13 protein-coding genes are annotated in these 19,590 nt (G+C 38.3%); 5 read left to right on the plus strand and 8 right to left on the minus strand.

The window, feature by feature from the left end; genetic code table 11:
* Positions 1-63 precede the first annotated feature (63 nt).
* Positions 64-1,365: an amidohydrolase family protein gene (locus DK924_RS12435; RefSeq protein ID WP_075170426.1), complete on the minus strand. Its 1,302-nt coding sequence runs from the start codon at positions 1,363-1,365 to the stop codon at positions 64-66.
* 219 nt (positions 1,366-1,584) lie between these two features.
* Here DK924_RS12435 and DK924_RS12440 point away from each other — a divergent pair, with 219 nt between their 5' ends.
* Together DK924_RS12440 and DK924_RS12445 are read left to right on the plus strand one after the other, a co-directional pair.
* Complete coding sequence (locus DK924_RS12440) at positions 1,585-3,279, plus strand: sensor domain-containing diguanylate cyclase (protein ID WP_109875326.1); 1,695 nt, start codon at positions 1,585-1,587, stop codon at positions 3,277-3,279.
* A 148-nt stretch (positions 3,280-3,427) separates the two neighbouring features.
* Positions 3,428-5,608: a response regulator gene (locus DK924_RS12445; protein ID WP_109875327.1), complete on the plus strand. Its 2,181-nt coding sequence runs from the start codon at positions 3,428-3,430 to the stop codon at positions 5,606-5,608.
* Positions 5,609-5,674: 66 nt separating this feature from the next.
* Here the strand turns inward: DK924_RS12445 and DK924_RS12450 are convergent, their stop codons facing one another.
* Positions 5,675-8,836, minus strand: a complete 3,162-nt coding sequence (locus DK924_RS12450; RefSeq protein WP_109875328.1) for an efflux RND transporter permease subunit — start codon at positions 8,834-8,836, stop codon at positions 5,675-5,677.
* A gap of 22 nt (positions 8,837-8,858) precedes the next feature.
* Positions 8,859-9,971, minus strand: a complete 1,113-nt coding sequence (locus DK924_RS12455) for an efflux RND transporter periplasmic adaptor subunit (protein ID WP_075170429.1) — start codon at positions 9,969-9,971, stop codon at positions 8,859-8,861.
* A gap of 175 nt (positions 9,972-10,146) precedes the next feature.
* Here DK924_RS12455 and DK924_RS12460 point away from each other — a divergent pair, with 175 nt between their 5' ends.
* Positions 10,147-10,455 (plus strand): hypothetical protein, encoded by a 309-nt coding sequence (locus DK924_RS12460; RefSeq protein WP_010390782.1) that lies wholly within the window; start codon positions 10,147-10,149, stop codon positions 10,453-10,455.
* Positions 10,456-10,478: 23 nt separating this feature from the next.
* Here the strand turns inward: DK924_RS12460 and DK924_RS12465 are convergent, their stop codons facing one another.
* The 4 genes from DK924_RS12465 to DK924_RS12480 all read right to left on the minus strand — a co-directional run bounded on the left by DK924_RS12465 (position 10,479) and on the right by DK924_RS12480 (position 15,036).
* A complete protein-coding gene (locus tag DK924_RS12465) occupies positions 10,479-11,072 on the minus strand; it encodes an ACP phosphodiesterase (RefSeq protein ID WP_109875329.1) in 594 nt (197 codons plus the stop codon).
* A gap of 118 nt (positions 11,073-11,190) precedes the next feature.
* Positions 11,191-11,685 (minus strand): general stress protein, encoded by a 495-nt coding sequence (locus DK924_RS12470; RefSeq protein ID WP_109875330.1) that lies wholly within the window; start codon positions 11,683-11,685, stop codon positions 11,191-11,193.
* A 213-nt stretch (positions 11,686-11,898) separates the two neighbouring features.
* Complete coding sequence (locus DK924_RS12475; protein WP_109875331.1) at positions 11,899-12,882, minus strand: DNA topoisomerase IB; 984 nt, start codon at positions 12,880-12,882, stop codon at positions 11,899-11,901.
* A gap of 87 nt (positions 12,883-12,969) precedes the next feature.
* Positions 12,970-15,036, minus strand: a complete 2,067-nt coding sequence (locus DK924_RS12480) for a catalase (protein ID WP_010390778.1) — start codon at positions 15,034-15,036, stop codon at positions 12,970-12,972.
* An 875-nt stretch (positions 15,037-15,911) separates the two neighbouring features.
* Here DK924_RS12480 and DK924_RS12485 point away from each other — a divergent pair.
* Complete coding sequence (locus tag DK924_RS12485) at positions 15,912-16,292, plus strand: hypothetical protein (RefSeq protein ID WP_109875332.1); 381 nt, start codon at positions 15,912-15,914, stop codon at positions 16,290-16,292.
* A 40-nt stretch (positions 16,293-16,332) separates the two neighbouring features.
* On the opposite strand, the gene DK924_RS12490 is transcribed toward DK924_RS12485, so the two are convergent.
* Positions 16,333-18,441 (minus strand): TonB-dependent siderophore receptor, encoded by a 2,109-nt coding sequence (locus tag DK924_RS12490; protein ID WP_109875333.1) that lies wholly within the window; start codon positions 18,439-18,441, stop codon positions 16,333-16,335.
* Between the two features lie 246 nt (positions 18,442-18,687).
* Between DK924_RS12490 and DK924_RS12495 the strand changes: the two genes are divergently transcribed.
* Positions 18,688-19,425: a DUF4198 domain-containing protein gene (locus DK924_RS12495; RefSeq protein ID WP_109875334.1), complete on the plus strand. Its 738-nt coding sequence runs from the start codon at positions 18,688-18,690 to the stop codon at positions 19,423-19,425.
* Positions 19,426-19,590 lie beyond the last annotated feature (165 nt).

A 19,590-nucleotide genomic window follows, 5' to 3' on the forward strand; every position in this document is an offset into this window, starting at 1 on the left:
TATAAAATTTTTATACGACCTACCAGCGTTATTGCGTCATTATTAATAAAATAAATAGGGTATTTATTGGTGTTTAAAAATCGTGCCTTCTTTCATTACAAAATCGACATCCATTAAAGCGCTAATATCGCTAAGTGGGCTGGTGTCCAAAGCAATAATATCAGCAAACTTACCAGGCTCTATGGTGCCCAAGCGCTGGCTCATATCAATTAAATCAGCAGCATTGACGGTTGCCGATTTTAAAATATCAGCAGGAGTCATACCTGCTTGATGCATTAATACCGCTTCTTTTGCGTTAATGCCGTGCTTAGATACGCCACTGTCGGTACCAAATGCAATGTTTACCCCGGCCTTATAAGCCTTAGTAAAATTGTTGAGCATATCGCCCCCTACCCTAATTGCTTTGCTTTTAATTGGCGCAGACATAAAGTCACTGTTTTTTGCTAACCCAACTACGGTGTGCCCTGCAAGCAAAGTAGGGACTAAATAAGCCCCTGTTTCTTTAAATAATTTAATGCCTTCATCATCGGTGTAACTACCGTGCTCAATGCTATCAACGCCCGCACGTAATGCTGCATTAATACCTTGAGCGGCATGCGCATGACTAGCTACTTTTCGCCCTAAACCATGCGCTGTATCAACTACAGCTTTAAGTTCATCGTCTTGCATTTGCTGCCCTGTGCCCGTAGTAGTATCCGAAAGCACGCCACCGGTAGAAGCAACTTTAATTAAATCAGCCCCGTATTTAATTGCATAGCGAGTTTTTTTGCGGCATTCAATAGCGCCATCACACACTGTTGGCGGTGTTTTTATGGTGAGTAAATCAGGGCTCATACCATCAACATCTAAGTGTCCGCCAGTAATAGTAACGCCAGCACCAGCAATAATACGCGGCCCATCAACCCAGCCATTTTCTACGCCTTTACGTAATGCATACATTTGCTCGCTTTGACTTCCCACATCACGCACAGTAGTAAAGCCCGCCATAAGAGTTTTGTTAGCAAAATGCACACTGCGCATTGCTACATCTGCATCAGACATTTCCACCAGCTCTTTTTTATTATCAGGGCCAAGCTCACCTTGTAAATGCACATGCATATCCATAAGCCCTGGCATAACAAAGCGGGTCGATAAGTCGATTAACTGAGCATCTTCGCCAAATCGAGCTATGGGTAAAAAACCCGCAGATACCGAGAGCACTTTGCCATTTTCTATTACTATAGTTTGTTTTTGTTGTGGTTTTTCTCCGGGAATAGCCAATAACTCTCCGGCATGAATTACTTTAGTATTTGCATGTGCACTAGTAGCACAGAGATTAGCAGCGAAAAAAAACGAGGTAACAACACTCAATCGAAATATGTTCATTAAACTCTCCAGTGATTCGTTCTGCGTTAACAACAACGAAATAACGTTAAAATATTGTTATACAACCAATACCTTATCAGGAAAGTGATAAAAACAAACCTGAAATACACTTTTAGTAAGAATTCTGACCACTATTAACACTGTCTTGAACTGAAAAAATAAAAGAAGGTGTCTATACTCAACCTTATTGTTGTAATACTTTTCATATGTAGGGAGCTTATGGATATTAAAGACATAAATATTGCGCTGCTAGAAAAGTGTAATTTTCTTTTAATGGTATTTGATAATAATAATCAGCTTAGTTATCTTTCTCCAAGGTGGTCAGAGCTAAATGTTGCAGCTAAAAAAGTACCCACCATTGAAAGCCTTTATGGCTGTTGTACTACTGAAAGCAAAGCTCTATTACAACAACAAATTCTCGCACTAAAATCGCAACATAATGAGTTAGACCAATTTGATATTGAACTAACATTAGCAACCGATTACTCCATTAAACTAAATTGTTGCTTACACAGCGTGCAGCAAAACCAACACCAACATATGGTTTTAGTTTTTAACCAGCACTTTGCCCAAGTGTCGTCTGTTATTAGCAATAACGAATTACAAACCATCATAGAAAATGCCGGCGAAGTTTTAAAGGTAGGCTATTGGCAACTCGACTGTAAAACTAACCAATTATTTTGGACCGATGAAATTTATACCATTCATGGTGTTTCACCGAGTAACTATTCCCCTCAACTAGATACTGCAATAAATTTTTATCATGAAGATGACAAATCCAAAATAACAGATGCGGTCGAGCAAGCTCTTGCATGCGGACAAGAATGGAGTTGTATAAAGCTTCGTGTCGTAGATGACGATCTACAAGAGCGCACTGTAATATCAAGCGGCAATGTGTCGAGAGATTTAAACGGTGAAATCACGAAGCTATATGGCATTTTTCAAGACATATCAGGGAGTGAAAAAATAGCTCTGGAGCGGGACTTTTTAGTTACTGCACTCAAAGAAACCACAGTAGGAATGGTGATTGCCGATAAAGACAAGCGTGTTATTTGGGTAAATGGCTCATTTGAAAGAATTACAGGCTACCCACTGAAGCAAGTAGAAGGTAAAAAGCTTGGCTCTATTTTACAAGGTGAAAAAACTGACGCCAACACAATAGAACAACTCAAAATTCATCTTAAAAAAGGGCTCCCCATAACTACAAGAATTTTAAATTACACAAAAAGTGGCGACCCTTATTGGAATGAACTGGCCATATCACCCATTTTTAGAGACGGAAAAGTAGCTTATTATTTTGCTGTTCAAAACGACGTAACCAAAGAAATAAACATAGAACATAAACTGATCGCGCTTAATACCAGTTTAGAGCAGCGTATTCAGGCGCGTACTCAAGAGCTCTCTTCACTTAATCAAGAACTAGAAAAACAAGCCAATATAGACCCACTTACAGGCTGTTTAAATAGACGAACTTTATACAGAACACTCAGCGATGAGCTATTAAAAACGCAGAATAAAAATACCTATATTTCGTTATTAATGCTCGACATAGACCATTTTAAAGCAATAAATGATAACTATGGTCACGAAGCTGGTGATTTAAGCTTAAAAGAGCTTACCAATACATTACGCGCTTTAACGAGAAAACAAGATTTTGTATTTCGCCTGGGCGGTGAAGAGTTTTTAATTATTATGCCCAACACAAACAAAGCAGAAGCTAAGCAAGCCGCTGAGCGAATAAAACACGCAGTAAATGAACATAAAGTTTACTATCGCAATTTTAATATTAGCTTTACGGTAAGTATTGGGCTACTTACTCATGATGGCTCTATCAGCTTACAAAACAGCTTAAAATATGTTGATGACTATTTATACGAGGCAAAAACGAAAGGCCGTAATAGAATTGTTGATTGAGCAGTTTTAAATCAATTAGCAAAAACTGTTAAGGTCATATAAGCTAACTACTTGAGCATAATAATTTAATTGCATTTTACGCTCGCGCATCCATTATTATTTTTATTCAATTACTCATTGTTAGACATATCAAAAACAAGGTTACATAATGATAAAAGCGTCAACACCTGAAGATGAACTATCACGGCTAAAAGACCTATATGAGTATGACGTTTTAGACACTGAAGCTGAGAAATCCTTTGACGACTTAACCCTGCTTGCATCTGATATTTGTGAAACGCCAATCTCACTAATAAGTCTTGTTGATCCCGACAGGCAATGGTTTAAATCAAAGCAAGGTATTGATGTAGACGAAACCGCACGGGATATCTCGTTTTGTTCTCACGCAATTTTAGAAAACCAAGTGTTCGAAGTTCAAAATGCACTTACTGATACCCGCTTTCACGATAATCCCTTGGTTACAAACGACCCAAATATTCACTTTTATGCAGGTGCACCTCTTATAACTCCTAGAGGAAATGCTATTGGTACGTTATGTGTTATTAGCGATAAACCAAAAAAGCTCTCAAGCAAACAGATAAATGCACTCACGGTTTTGAGTAAAGAAGTTATTGCGCAATTAGAGCTTAGACTTAATAATAAAAAGCTAGTGATGGCATTAGAAAAACAAAAAGCACACAATAAAGAACTAGAAAAGTTAAAAGAAGAAGCTGATACAGCCAATAACACAAAAAGTAAATTTTTGGCAAATATGACTCATGAGTTGAGAACCCCATTACATGGGATTTTAAATTTAGCTGAGCTTGCCATATCAGAAGGCACAACAGAGGAAAAAGATAACACCTTAAAAAGTATATTAAAGTCAGCACATTACTTATCAAATATTGTAAACGATATTTTAGACTTTTCTAAAATTGAGGCTGGTAAATTAGAGATTGAACATATCAACTTCAATCTTAATGACGTTATTAGCGATGTAATAAAACCCCAGTTACAGCAAGCGTCTGCTAAAGGTATAAAACTTATTAAGTCGGTAGATCCTAAAATAGCAGAGAATTTAAAAGGCGATCCTCTTCGGGTTTCGCAAATTTTAAATAACCTATGCTCAAATGCGATTAAATTTACCAAAACTGGCCAAGTCGAACTCAAAGTAAGTATTAAAAGCAGTACATTGCAAACACAATTACTCAAATTTGAAGTTATTGATACAGGCCTTGGCATTAATGAGACTGTTCAAGAACATTTATTTAAAGAGTTTCATCAGGCAGACTCATCAACTTCAAGAGAATATGGGGGGACAGGTTTAGGCTTATCAATTTGTGCTCGCTTAAGTGAATTAATGCAAGGGAAGCTTAGCTTTACCAGCAAAATAGGTAAGGGCTCCACATTTACCTACGAGCAAAACTTTGAGATTGCTTTATTACCATCAATACCAAAGCAGGGCTCTGATATAACAAACCTGCAAGGTTGTACTGTGTTAATTGCCGAAGATAATAAAATAAATCAGCTTATTATCGTTAAAATGCTCAAAGCACATAATGCTAATTTAATTATCGCAGAGGATGGTAAAGAATGTGTTAAGTACTTCAAAGAGCACTCGGTAGACTTAATTTTCATGGATATACAAATGCCTGAAATGGATGGCATAAAAGCCACACAGGCTATTAGAGCACTCCCTGCAGGTAAAACAGTTCCAATTATAGCTATGACAGCAAATACCCTAAAACAAGACATTGAGCATTATTTAGGTATTGGTATGGATGGCTACTTAACTAAACCGTTTGATAAAGCTAAGCTCAATAGCTTACTCAATGTTTATAATCCTAAAAACCTCAACTTAAAAAACTTAGCAGTAAAAATTAGCGATCCTAATGTTTCTAGTAACAGGAAACTAAAGCAAATATGCAAAGAGTTAAAAGCGCTTATTCCCAATGCTAATCGAGTCAGTCTGTGGTTATTTAATAAAGATTACAGTGCATTAAATTGCTTAGCTTGCCTTGATGAAAATGATGTTGTTTCAAATGGAACTGTTCTATACACAGAAAACTCCCCTGCTTATTTCAACTATATTTTAACCAATCAAGTACTCGACGCCTCCGACGCCAGAAATAACGACGTAACCAAGCCATTCTCTCACTCTTACTTTGAGCCGCTCAATATTTATTCTTTACTTGATTACATCTATATACTTGATAGCAAACCATTAGGTGTTATTTGTTGTGAAAGTGTAGGCTCAAAGGTAACTTGGAGCCATGCTGATAAAGAGTCGTTAATCAAAGTCGCAGACGTTACTAACTTGTTTTTATCTAAACAAATAAAGCATGAGTAAAACAGGCCTATTTAGAGGCTAAAATTGCCACTAAATAGGGATAAAACTTATTATCTGCCCTTCATATTAAGCCTGCTCTGACTCACGCTGGGTTTGATGTTTATCTGATTTAACTGGCTTTATTTTAAAGAAAAACGTATACACAACAGGAACAAATCCTAATGTTAAAATTGTTCCCATTGCAAGACCAAACGCAATAGTGCTTGCTTGACCATAAAACAAAACATCTTTAGATAAAATAAGTGGCATTAAGCCTATTATCGTTGTGCAAGTAGACATCAAAATAGGGCGTAAACGCCTTAAAGAAGCATTGATTACCGCCTCAAAGTTTTGTTGATTAGACTGCTCTGCGGTTTGTTGCTCTGAGTACTCTATCTGTTTACGTTCAATATTTATTCGGTCTATTAAAATCACCGCATTATTAATGATAATACCGGCAAGCGCATATAAACCTAAAATAACCATAAACCCAAAGTTTGCTTGCATAACCAACAAACCAAAAGCAGCACCAATAATAATTAGGGGTACGGTTAAAAATACAATACTGGTTGCACGGTAAGAGCGAAACTGCGCAATAATAATAAACACCATAATGGCAATACACAGCGGTAAATTAGCTAAAATAGCAGCTTGCGATTCCGCGGAGTCTCCAATCACCCCGTCGTATTCAATTTTATATCCAGGTGGTAATTTTTCTTTTATTTTAGCAAGCTTCTCTTCAAGTAAGGGCACCATACTTTGCGCCGACATAATTTGATTTTTAGCTTGTACCGTTACGGTACGAAATAAATTTTCACGCGCAATGCGGGCAAACTGCGTTTCATAGCGAATCTCGGCCACTTGCATTAAAGGAACACTGACGCCTCTAGCAGAAGAATAAATACTTACACTATTGATCCGATCTAAATCGTAACGCTCCCTGTCTTGTGCCCTTAATACAATAGGGAATATATCATCACCTTCACGAAACTCGGATATTATGCGTCCAGAAAAATAGGTTTCTAACGCTTGGGCAACATCATTTGAGCTAATTCCGGCACGACGAGCATTTTGCTGATTAACCTCAAGTTTAAGTGTCGTAATGCGGTTTTCCCAATCGCTTTTAATATCAAACGTGCCATCTACATTTCGCAACAAAGTTTTAATTTCATCGCTAACAGAATAAATATAATCACTATCAGGACCTTTAACTTGAATCTCTATTAGTGAAGAATCAGATGGCCCTAAGAACATTTTCGTAACACGCCCCATCACACCAGGGAAATCTTGAGCAAACATCTCTCGCACTCTCTTTAATGTAGGATCGGCGAACTTTCGTTCACCTACATCAATCATAAAAAATGCTTTTGAAGGTTCGGGGTCGATAGGTGTAAGTGATAAAACAAACCGAGGACCACCAAATCCAGCATAGGCCGCATATTTTTCAATATGTGGAAAGTGTTCTTTATCATCCAATTTTTTTGAAATAGCCTGCACCGCTGCGTCAGTTTTACGCATTGAAGTACCCGCTGGCATATCAAGGTACACTAAAATTTGTGCTCGGTCAGAATCTGGAAAAAATTTTGCAGGCACTAGACTCATAGCCCAGCCCCCAGCCAAAAATAGTCCTAAAATAACAACAACAAACGCAATACGCGCACGCATAATTTGTCGTAACGCTTTTTCATAAAGTGGGTTAAGGCTGTCGAAAAAGCCATTTATCTTGCGGCGAATAATATTTTGCTTTTCCCTCGTTTCTTTTTTAACAAAACGATGACATAAATAAGTAGTAAATGTCAGGCTTAGCGCCCAAGAAGTAAGTAATGCAATTAGCACCACCAAGGAGATCGAGCGCGTATATTCACCAGCACTACTTTGTGCCAACATAAGAGGTAAAAACACAAGAATAGTTGTTAATGATGAAGTTAAAGACGGTATCGCAAGAGTGCCTGAAGTGTTACGAATAGCATCATCACGCGTTTCGCCATCTTCGATACGCTTTTTAAAATCTTCAGCCATTATTATGCCATCATCAACCAAAAGACCAAGCGCAATAATTAAAGTAGCTAGCGACATACGCTCTAATGGAATACCCATAAAGTTCATAACTGAAAGCGTGATTAAAATCGCTGCTGGCACAATCGAGCCCACAATCAGACCAGTGCGTAAGCCTAAAAACATCACTACCACAATTGATACTATAACGATGGTTTGCAAAACACTAAAAGTCACACCAAATACTGCATCTTCAACCACATCGGCTTGGCGCGTAATATTTTTTAATTGATAGCCTGCAGGAATAGTTTGGTTAATTTGAGCTGTCATCGCTTCTATTTTAGGAGTGAACTTAAGCACATCCGCTTGTTCATCCTTAGATATGGCAAAAATAATGGCTTGGCGATTATTGTAATAACTTGTTCTTGATGGGGGATCGACCACTTTACGGCTTATTTTAGCAATATCGCGCAACAATATTGTTTCAGGCTGGTTAGGCACACTGATAAGTGTATTTCTAATATCGGCAAGGTTTTGGTAATTTCCTGAAGGTTGAATAATAAAGTTTTTGCCATTGGCGTCAATAACCCCACTAGGGCGTATAATATTTTGGTTTTTCAAAGCGGCAATTAATTGTTCAGGTGCAATACCCAATTGAGCGAGCTTAGCATTTTCAATTTCAATAAAAATACGCTCTTGTTGAATGCCCAAAATATCAATTTTTTTAGTGCCCTCAACTTGATGCAGCATATCAGCAATGTGTTGCGCCACATCTTGGCGATCGCCCATACTGTAGGCAGGATCAGCAATAAGTGCCACTGTTAATACGGCAACATCACCAAAATCATCGTTTACTACATAAGGCAATGTCCCATTGGGTAAGTCATCACGCACTGCGTTTATTTGATCGCGCAGTTTATCCCATTGTTGATCAAACTCACTTTGCTCAACACTTTGCTTAAGCTCAGCGTGAATAATAGAACGACCAGGAATAGATACTGAGCGAATTTCGGCAATACTGGGCATTTCACGAATAGCTTCTTCGAGTGTTTTAGTGATCAACAACTCTACTTTTTTTGCGCTCATCCCCGGATAAGCTGTTGTGACAACAGCTTCGCGAATTTTTATTTTAGGGTCTTCTTGCTTTGGTAGTTGATAATAACTAAAGGCGCCAAATAACATAAGGCCAAAAACAATAGCTAACATAAGGCGATTATGATCAAGAGCAAGCTCTGAAATAGTAGGGATCTTCATTGTTTTAAATCTCCGTCACGGGTTATGGGTTAAGTCGCTTAATTTCGCCTTCGATAAGCGTTACTTTTTGCCCATCGTGTAAAAAAGCCATTCCCGCGTTAACAATTTGTTCCCCCTCTTTTAAATCTCCTTTAATTTGCGCTTTTTGCGCAAAAAATTTCATTACATCCACTGTTGTTTTTTGTAAAACGTAGCCAGCTTGTTGTGAGTCAGCTTGCGCTGTTGTTATCAGTTTAAAAACAAAGTGTTGGTTATTTTCTTTTGCCATGATTGCACTTACAGGCACCATAAAACCATGGCTTTCTCCCTGCTGTTGTTTAAATTGCACTTCTGCACTCATACCCGTTCTGATACCTGCGATATCATTAGCTGAGATTTTTAAAATAATAGGAAAAGCATTCGCTCCTTGAGCAGCTGAGCCAATTTCTTTAATTTTAGCATTCAACGATTTATCTAAAGCTGAAATAGTTACCTTTGCCGGTTTATCAATAGTTAACGAGGAGAGAAGCCCTTCAGGCGCAAGCGCTGAGACTTCAAAACTTTCTTTACCTTGGATTAAAAGTGCCGAGATATTAGGGCTAACTTGTTGCGAAGGTTCAATATTACGTTTTGAGATAGTCCCAGCATAGGGCGCAATCAATGTAGTATCTTTTAACTTTTCTTTTGCCATCGCTAATCGCACTTGAGCAATATCGACTTTATCCTTGGCGCTCTCATATTGAGACTTTGCAGCATCGTATTGCGCGCCAGACACCGCACCATCATCAACCAGTGACGCTTTACGTTCAAAATCCTGCTTAACATTTAGCATCGTAGCCTTTGCATTAGAGACCTGTCCTTTGGCCTCCTGCACTGCCAATAAATACTTTGTTTGTTCTAGTTTGGCGAGGGGCTCACCTTTATCAAAAGCTTCACCAATATCAAAAAAAACGTCTTCAACCTTTCCGCTAACCTCAAATGTTAAGGTCGTTGTATCTGCAGGTTGAATAACACCTGACAAAATACGACTATCAAACGAGTTAGTTTTTTTTAACTCAATGGCAGAAACAGGTTTTAATTTTTGCTCAGGAACTTGCTCTTCAGAGCACCCTGACAGCATAAAAATAATAACTAAAAAAACAACTATATGATTCATAATTTCCCTTGATAAATAGTGTATTCAAACCGATTGAACTACTAAACTAACCACAATCAGTCTTCACTATGAGCCATCTAATTTAAAGTATGGCTAACATTGTTATCACCCTGAAAGCTTGGGTATAATGCATTATTCTGGCTGTATTCTTAGCCTCTAAATTGGATCTTCTCCCATGAAAAAACTATCTGCTGTGCAAGTTAAACAACAAGCACTCGTCCTCAATGTTGCTGACAAAATAGAAGAGCAAGGCCGTGCTGAAATTCCAGGTATGCTGCAGTGCTGGTTTGATGTGGAATATCATTTATTTCCGGGCTCTTTACTAATGTGTTTTCAGTTTGAAAACCAACAGGCACTAACTGCGGCAGAGCCTGAGTTATTAAAATGGCAAAAGCGCTTAAGCGGTGCCATGCTTAAAAAAGGCGTAATTTTAAAAGATATGCGTAAACATTTAGTATTTACCTTAAAAGGACCAGACGACTAAACCACTTATTTTGTAAGCGCACTCTACTTTAGTGCGCTCTCCAAATTAAACTCATTAACGTGTTCAATTAGCTCAGGGAAAAACGCTAAAAACAGTCCATCTAGCTCACTATAATGTCGGGTTATATCTTCAGCGGTGCCTGCAAAATTATTAGTAAAGCGAACCCGTTTAGCAATATTATCAAGCGCCCGCCCAACCCCATCAACGCTTTCATACTCTTTAAACCAATCGTTTTGTGTCATACTGGTTACTACACGTTGCATTCGTGTAGGCATTACAGGTATACGCTTATCCAAAAGCGCATAACTGGTTTGCTTAAAATCAATCAGTGATTGGTTATTAAACTGCTGCCAATGCTGAATCAGAAAATGATCAAACACCACATCAACAGCCACGCCTGCAAAGCGCCTGCGCTTGGGTGAAAAAAGCTGTTTAGCTTCTTTAACTAAAGGATGTGCATCAGTAAATTTATCCACTAAATAATGGTTATCTAGCGCACTTTTAACACTTGTCGGTATGTATGTTAGCTGTCGTTGACCACCAAAATCTCCCAGTAAGTTGCCAAAATGAGAATCAGCCGTAGGCTTTGCTAAATAAAGGTGGGCTAAATAATTCATTGGTTCCCATATAGATTAATATACTAAGCTCAGATAGTTTTAAAAATCAAACGCGTAAAAAGATGGAACGCAGTTCCACCTTTATACTTTTTAGATACTTATAGTGCATCTTGAAATATTACGCTTTTGAAACCTTGCTTGCACCAGCATTATCAAGAATTTCTTCAATACTATTTTTGTTATCGCTGTTATATTTAACACCGACGAGTATTGAACCCTTCTCAATTGCGTCTTCATAATACTTAATTTCATGTTCTGGAATAAATGCGCCGATTGCTGCACCTAAAGTCCCACCAACGGCAGCACCGGCGCCACCAGCTGCAAGTGCTGAAACCAAAGGACCTGCGACTAATAAGCCTGCACCACCCGAAGCGACTGCACCAACAGCGGTAAAACCACCAATAATTGCCGCTAACACGCCACCAGATGCAGCGCCAAGCAAACCGCCCTCTGAAGCTTTGGTACCTTCCTCTACAGCAAAGTCTTCCTTTGTATACGAGTCGTTAGCAACAATGCTTATATCCGCCTCACTTACACCTAAAGCTTCTAATCTATAAATGGCTAATGTTGCTTGTGATGCATTATCGAATAACCCAGTAATAACAGTACTCATAATAACTCCTTTATTTGTTTAAGAAAGTACGCTTAGTAATTAGCAACATTCAAACCAAAGTTTTAATCCTTTAAAATCAGAAAGATAAATAAAAAAGCAAAGTAGAACTCTACGTTTTAAAGTAAAAGTTGCTAGAAGTTGTAAAAAGTTCACACACATAGGTATAACTCAAGCGATTGAAATATGAGTAGAATTACAAAGAGATTAACGTTATTAGCTTTGCTCTTCTAAAAATATCAACAACCCACGCTCATAGCGACTTAGGTACTTAGTCTTACGGGGTAGTTTGTCTAAGTTATTAAAGTCCTTTAGAGCTTCCTTACCTCCTTTACACAGCTCAATCAACTTTGGATGAATATATGAATTACGAGCTATTGCTGGGGTATTCCCTAAATTACTTGAAACGCTATCTAACATATCTTTAAGCGAAAGCTGGCCGTTTGATTTATGTAAGACTTCAAATGCCAAAACACTGGCCCGCCATGTTCTAAAATGTTTTGCACTAAACTGCTCACCCATAACACTTTGAATAAACTCATTCACTTCTTTGGAGGTAACATCACAACACTCGCCTTCATCGATATATTGGAATAAGCTCTGCCCAGGCAAATCTTGCAACTGCTGTATGATAGAGCTAAGCACTTTATCTGTTATGTTCACTTCTCTTTGCTTACCGGATTTTGCTTTATACTTTAAACGAATATTTTTACCCGTTAGTTTTGCATGCCGGCTACGTAATGTCGTAGCACCAAAGCTATTGTTATGTTTGGCATTTTTTTTAGAACCAACACGCAGAGCTCCAAGGTCCATTAAACGTACAACGGCTGCAATTGTGCGCTGGCAATCAAGTTCATTACCTCGCAAATATTCCGATAGTTTTGCTCTTAACAAAGGCAGTTTATTTCCAAATAAAACACATGCTTCAAACTTTTTAAGCTCTTGCTGCTCTCTAAACTCGGGATGATAAAAGTATTGCTTGCGGCCTTTGCTGTCGTAGCCAGTAGCTAAAATATGCCCATTCTCCTCTGGACATAACCATACATCTTTGTATGCGGGGGGAAAAGCGAGATTGTCTAACCGCTTTATTTCATCTTTATCATGTATTTTCTTTCCTGCAGGATCATAATAAACCCATTGGTTTTCATGCCTCTTTCGAGTTATGCCCGGCAAGTTATCATCGACATAAATTAGTTTCATTTTATTCCTTTAAATTTTTGTAATCCTCAAATCAAACGGTGCCATCAATAACAAGGGCTAGTTCTCACTAGCCCCAATTAATGCGATTTATCGGCTCCAATACCTAAGGTTACGAATTTTTGAGACAAACTCACTTGCGGAAATTTTATTTAAATCCAACCAGCCATCATCAAGCTGTCCATTTAAACCCGTAGCCTCGATTAAAGGAGTTGCTTTATCACTAAAGCCGATATACTTCATATGTGCATAAGCATCACTGACAAAATCTTTCGCCTCCGGTATTTCAGCAAACTTTTTAGCGCCTTCATTAGTGGTAAGCAGAACTATTGCGTCGTAAAGCACCGAAGGACCGCCATTAATTACTTGATCGGCCTCAACAACCTCGCCATTACTGTTTTTAGCACCACCAACTTGAGCCGCAATAACTTCATGACTTGCACCTTCCTCTTTAAGGCTTTGTGTTAATAAATTAAAGGTTTCAGCATCAAAACCATCACTTACTAATATACCAAGCTTCCTGCCTTTAAATGTATTTGGCGCATTTTTTAAAATACTTAGCGCATCAGATACTGGTAAATCTTGACGGGTATCAAGCGCAGCTTCTGCGGCATCTGGCATAGTTTGTAAACCTAAACCCAATGCAACTTGCTCAGCAAGCTTGTTATCAATGTTTAACAGATGAGAAACCACGCGTTCTCTGATACGTAAATGCTCTACTTTAGATAACTCAAAAATCAAAGCATCTTGAATATGCGTTTGCTCAATGTCAGTTTGACTTAAATAGAATTGGCGCGCTTGGCTATAGTGATCACTAAATGTTTCTGAGCGATAGCGTAATTTACCCCCGTCAGTTTCAGATTCTGAGCTTTTGAATCCGTGTACAGGGCACTCTCGCGGGTTGTTTTCACCCCCGCTGAATGAATTAGGTTCGTAATTAACCCGGCCTTTGGGGTTCTGCATTGCCATGTGGCCATCTTGAAGAAAATGTCTCATCGGGCATTTTGGTGCATTAATAGGAATTTGTGTGAAATTAGGCCCACCTAGGCGTTTGGTTTGTGTATCTAGGTAAGAAAAATTACGGCCTTGCAATAAAGGATCGGGAGTAAAATCAAGCCCAGGCACTATATTTTGAGTACAAAATGCAACCTGTTCGGTTTCTGCGAAGAAGTTGTCTACGACTCGATTGAGTACCATTTTACCAATAACTTTAACTGGTACTTGCTCTTCGGGTATCAGTTTAGTGGCATCAAAAACATCGAACTCGAACTCTTCAGCAAATTTTTGATCAAATACTTGAATGCCCAGCTCCCATTCCGGATAGTCACCATTATTAATTGATTCCCACATATCACGACGATGAAAATCAGGATCAGCGCCATTTAATTTCAATGCCTCATTCCAAACCACTGACTGCATACCGCCTTTAGGTTTCCAGTGAAACTTAACAAATTTTTCTTCACCTTGTGCATTAATAAACTTAAAAGTATGAACGCCAAACCCTTCCATAAACCTTAATGAGCGCGGGATAGCTCTATCTGACATTGCCCACATAACCATGTGCATGGATTCTGGCGACAAACTTACAAAATCCCAAAAATTATCGTGGGCTGTTTGCGCTTGTGGAAAACCACGATCTGGTTCTGCTTTTGCGCTATGTATAAGGTCGGGAAACTTCATCGCGTCTTGAATGAAAAAAACTGGGATATTATTGCCTACCAGATCCCAATTACCTTCCTGCGTATAAAACTTAACGGCAAAACCTCGCACATCACGTGCTAAATCAGGCGAGCCCTGATTACCCGCCACTGTTGAAAAGCGTGCAAAAACAGGTGTTTTTTCACCTTTACGTTGAAAAATATCAGCAGAAGTCAAATCATCTAAAGCATCATACGTTTCAAAGTAACCATGTGCACCATACCCTCTTGCGTGAACAACTCGCTCAGGAATTCGCTCGTGATCAAAGTGAAACAACTTTTCTCGTAACACATGATCTTCCAATAGTCCTGGTCCGCGTTGACCTGCTTTTAATGAATTTTGATTGTCACTGATAGGGCAACCTTGTGCGGTTGTCATTACGGGATGGTCTTTATTAGCTTTTTGATGAAGCTCTCCTGCATGTCCTTTATTATTTGCATACTTAAATGACTCTGCCATAACTTTTCTTCCTTAAATAATTTTTTGATTGCTATATTTTTATAGGGTTAAAAAACAATAACCAAGCAAAAAAAAGACCACCTATAAATAGTTTTAAAATCAATGATTAAGAAAGAAATGAAAATATTTCACCAATACAAACTATAAAAATTACACAACAAATGTAAGCTTTCCTCAGAGCATCATTTTATTAAATTACTAAGCAATCAGCTTGTTCTGATTTTCATTATTACTGTATTTTTACAATGATAGATTTAGTGAGAACTTTGTCTGTATTGAGGGTTAAGAAAGGTTTGAACGCAAGATGCTACTCAGCTTTTTTCTTGTTTAAAATAGCGTTCTACTTTTGCACATGTAAGTTTAGATAATGAAAATTTACTCCCTTTATCTGGGCATAGTTTCTTTAAAAGGCTTACTGCATAACGCCCACAACTTGGCAAAGTAAATAACTCTTATTCCTCAGTAACACCTAGCGCAGATTGATAACTCAACAGATAAAACACCTTAAGCAATAACATCTGTCTCTGCGGATGAGTGATAGATTTGACCTAGTAAATTATTAGATATGACAATATAAAAGATTTTTAAAAAATGATAAAAACATCTTTATTCCTTTAAAAACCTATTTAATTATAATTATTCAGTCAATTACCTAACTCAGTTATTGGCTGCCTTAATATTAAAATATTGATGCTAATACACTTCACAACTATCTAACCAATTACAATTGTATTTTGATAATTCAGTAAAGAGTCAGGCCAACTTTGTTATCACTGTTGCTGCATTTTTTCGGTGCTGCTTGAGTCGTAAAACGCCTTGCTTAGCCTTTAATACTAAATGCTATTTTCTATTGCAACCAAGGCTACTCACGCATTATGACAACGACTTTTTTAAGTAAGCCACAGCAAGTCGCGCTGCAACAAGCACTGTTTAGCAGTAAGCTGTTAAACAGTGAGATAGTAACAAGTGATAACCCACCATCACAAAAGCAACAAGCCTATGGGCGTATCGCTGTAATGCTCTATCGCTTTAATTTACAAAAAATCAAATGGCCCTCTTTTTTAAAAACAGCTATAAACACTGCAAGCAATGAGTGCTCGTGGTTAACCCGTGAAATTATCAGATGCCAGCAAAGCTACAAAGCCCAGCCTAACGACGCCTTAATAATTGAACAGAATGCATTTTTTAGTGGTATTTTTAGCGAAGAACTCGCCTACATTGACGCTTTACTTGGAACAGAAGCACAGCCTGGATAAAGGATGGGGCAAGCATCTTTAAGCCTGCCCCAAGGATGAGTTAAAAGCTATATTTTAAGCTCAGCTTATAATTAACTGGCTCACCTGGTTGAGTCCAAATTGCAGAGTAAGAATTTGAGTAATATTCTTTATCCAGCACGTTATTAATGTTCAGTTGTACAATCACATCTTCATTAACGTTGTAAGTTGCGAACAGGTTCACCAGTGTATACGAAGGTAAGTAATACGTAGGGTCTATAGTTTCACCTAAGCGCTCCCCCTCATACTGAACAGCTATACCAACGCGTGCATTTAAATCGATTAAATCATTCAATTCTCTTTTAATACGTGCATTTGCACTGTGTTTAGGAATATTAAGTAAAGGGCTACCTTTTGGTAATTTTACCCACCAATCTGTATTAACCGTGTCGTTTGCTGTTTTTGCATCGGTGTAGGTATAGGCCAAATCAAATGAGGTGCGCTCTGTAATATAACCGTGTAAATCAAACTCAACGCCTTCGCTAGTTACCTCACCTAACGCCGTCGACACGCCTGCTTGTAAATCTGTGGTCAACATATTGCTTTTTTCGGCGCTAAATACAGTAAAGCTACCATTTAGGGTATCGGTGCTAAATTTAACACCCGCCTCAATAGAGGTTGTTGATTCTGGCTCAAATGCATCACCATTTATATCGTAACCACTGTTTGGCCTAAAACCTTCAGAGTAACTGCTGTAATACTGTATATCGTCTGAGAAAGCATACACTAAGCCTACTCGTGGGCTGAATGTACTCTGATTGCTTTTAGACTGACTTTGATTAATATGATTATCTATTTGCTGATCAAACCAATCATAACGACCGCCTACTTGTACTTTCCACTGCTCAGTGACGTCGATTTGATCTTGAATATAAATCCCGTAGCTATGCTGTACTTCAGTGCTGTTGAATAAAAGTGAGCCTTCGGGTGCTGTTTGCCCATACACGGGGTTATACATATTAATGGCATAGCGCGTATCCTCAAGCGTAGGGCGATATCTATACCAAAGTTTATCAAAATCAAACTTGCTGGCATCGGCACCTATTAATAAATGATGGGTAAACCCAGCAGCAGTAACGCTGCCACTTAGCTCAGTGCGGGCTGAAATATTTTTAGTTTGAAAATCACGCTCGTTATGTTGCCGACTTAAAGTTTCGCCATCAGTAAAATAAACCTGCCTGCTAGGAGCGAGTTCAGCATCACTCGATTCGCTTATAAATTTAGAATCGCTATAGCTAAGCCCATTTAAAAGTGACCATTTCCCTATTTGATGCTCAAAAGTCAGTTGATGAGAAATCGCATCAACCTCTGTTGGTTTATCGCTTGGCTCACCTAAAAACGTTTCAATAGGTAATGCGTCTATCTTCCCGTCTAGGGCAACAATCCCACGGTCAAACGTCACACTCTGATCAACATACTCTAGTTCATAATTTAATTTTGTTGTGTCGGATATTAACCAAAGAATTGAAGGTGTGATCACCGTTTTTTTATTTTCGTGGTAGTCTCTAAAACCCTCACCGTCTTCAATTGCACCATTTACTCTAAAAGCGAGTTCATTGGTAATAGCATTAGTGTAGTCACCTTCAGCGCGATAACTCTGCCAACTCCCTGCAGATACTTTCAAAGAGCCTTGTTCTTCAAACTGTGGCTTTTTAGTGATGATATTAATAGTACCGCCAGGCTCAGAGCGACCATAAAGAGCAGAGCCAGGCCCTTTCATCACTTCTACATAATCAATATTACTGGTATCGCGGGTACCGCTAAAACTTCGACCCGATGAAAAGCCATTAATTAAAAAGCCTGAAGGAATATTCTCATCGCCTACTAAGCCACGTATTGCAAAGCTTTCCCACAATCCACCAAAATCATTTTGTTCAGAAATACTCGGCGTTAGATCAAATATATCTGTGAGTGTAGTCACTCCTGCGTCATCGAGGTTTTCTGCTGATATAAACTCAATACTTTGTGGTTGCTCGCTTAAGGGCACATCGCCACGAAAAGCTTGTCTAACACCCGTAACCGCTATTTTCTCTATGTTAGCTGACGCTGAAGCTGCGTATACAGAAGGCGCTAAAATGGTACTTATAGCAATTGATATGGCAGATATTTGGTATCGATTTATTAAGTTCATTCTATCTCTTAGATATCACGCAAGCTTAATCGGTTAAGTTTTTACTAAAATTTTTTTAGTAAAGCCGATTAAATAAACATGAAATACAAATGGTAATTATTGTTATTTGCAATAATATACAAATAGAATAAAAAGAGCTACCCTACAGCAACAAATTTTACAAAGTTATTAGAGGCTGTTTTTTCTTTTTGAATTAAACGTATTCAACATCGAAAAATAAATACCTCCTAAAATTTAGAGAAAAAAATGAAAATATTACCTTTCGCCTGCATGGCATTAGTCACATCAATATCAAGCGCATACAGCGAACAAACACAGGCTCATGCAATATGGTTTGCAGAGCGCTCATCACAGTTGGCCTTTATATATGGCGAAGGCGCACAAGATTTAGATACCGTAAAACGACAAAATAAAATTAAAAGCATTACTGGCTATAACAAAAACTGGCAACAACAAAACGTAAAGCTTGTTGAGTCAGGGCCTATGATGCTACTAAATGATAAAACCGTTTATGCGGTTACTGGCATGCTCGATAATGGGTTGTGGAGTAAAACAAAGGAAGGTAAATGGTTTGCTAAAGGTCGAGATGCAATCCCCAATGCACTATTAAGCGAACATACTAAAAAGTACGCAGTACATTTACGTGGCCCGCTTACCCAAGTACCTGCGCTTAAAAATCAGCAATTGCAAATTCTTCCTGTAGGCGAAGAATTTTCAGATCAAAAAGGAGCTATGGTTAGTTACCGCATAACTTTCAATAGTAAAGCTGTTCAAGGTGCTAAAGTAATCAATGATTTAGTAAACGATCCAGATCAAGAAGCAATAGTTAGTAATGATGACGGCTTGGTCACATTGCCATTGCGTAACCAAGGCTTAAACGTAATAGCCGCAATCTACGACGAAAAAAGCACGAATTTAAATGTATTTGATAAAACCGAGCATTTAGCCACACTCTCATTTGTTTTACCCCATGCGGCAGAGTAAACGTTAAATACAGTCAAGTCAGCTCAATTCCTTACTCGCTGGCTGACTTTTCATTCTCAATTATCACTGTTTAGCCCTAAGCGGTGATAATTTAAAAAGTAGTCTTGAAAACCTAACTATTTAATAAAAAAGAAAAAACACCCCAAAACATCACACTTTTATTTA

Origin of the sequence: Pseudoalteromonas sp. meg-B1 (genome assembly GCF_003173795.1) — a bacterium.
Lineage (GTDB): Bacteria > Pseudomonadota > Gammaproteobacteria > Enterobacterales > Alteromonadaceae > Pseudoalteromonas > Pseudoalteromonas undina.

Coding starts and splice junctions, on each gene's coding strand:
- DK924_RS12435 (WP_075170426.1), bottom strand. CDS start 1,365: ATGAACATATTTCGATTGAGTGTTGTTACCTCGTTTTTTTTCGCTGCT.
- DK924_RS12440 (WP_109875326.1), top strand. CDS start 1,585: ATGGATATTAAAGACATAAATATTGCGCTGCTAGAAAAGTGTAATTTT.
- DK924_RS12445 (WP_109875327.1), top strand. CDS start 3,428: ATGATAAAAGCGTCAACACCTGAAGATGAACTATCACGGCTAAAAGAC.
- DK924_RS12450 (WP_109875328.1), bottom strand. CDS start 8,836: ATGAAGATCCCTACTATTTCAGAGCTTGCTCTTGATCATAATCGCCTT.
- DK924_RS12455 (WP_075170429.1), bottom strand. CDS start 9,971: ATGAATCATATAGTTGTTTTTTTAGTTATTATTTTTATGCTGTCAGGG.
- DK924_RS12460 (WP_010390782.1), top strand. CDS start 10,147: ATGAAAAAACTATCTGCTGTGCAAGTTAAACAACAAGCACTCGTCCTC.
- DK924_RS12465 (WP_109875329.1), bottom strand. CDS start 11,072: ATGAATTATTTAGCCCACCTTTATTTAGCAAAGCCTACGGCTGATTCT.
- DK924_RS12470 (WP_109875330.1), bottom strand. CDS start 11,685: ATGAGTACTGTTATTACTGGGTTATTCGATAATGCATCACAAGCAACA.
- DK924_RS12475 (WP_109875331.1), bottom strand. CDS start 12,882: ATGAAACTAATTTATGTCGATGATAACTTGCCGGGCATAACTCGAAAG.
- DK924_RS12480 (WP_010390778.1), bottom strand. CDS start 15,036: ATGGCAGAGTCATTTAAGTATGCAAATAATAAAGGACATGCAGGAGAG.
- DK924_RS12485 (WP_109875332.1), top strand. CDS start 15,912: ATGACAACGACTTTTTTAAGTAAGCCACAGCAAGTCGCGCTGCAACAA.
- DK924_RS12490 (WP_109875333.1), bottom strand. CDS start 18,441: ATGAACTTAATAAATCGATACCAAATATCTGCCATATCAATTGCTATA.
- DK924_RS12495 (WP_109875334.1), top strand. CDS start 18,688: ATGAAAATATTACCTTTCGCCTGCATGGCATTAGTCACATCAATATCA.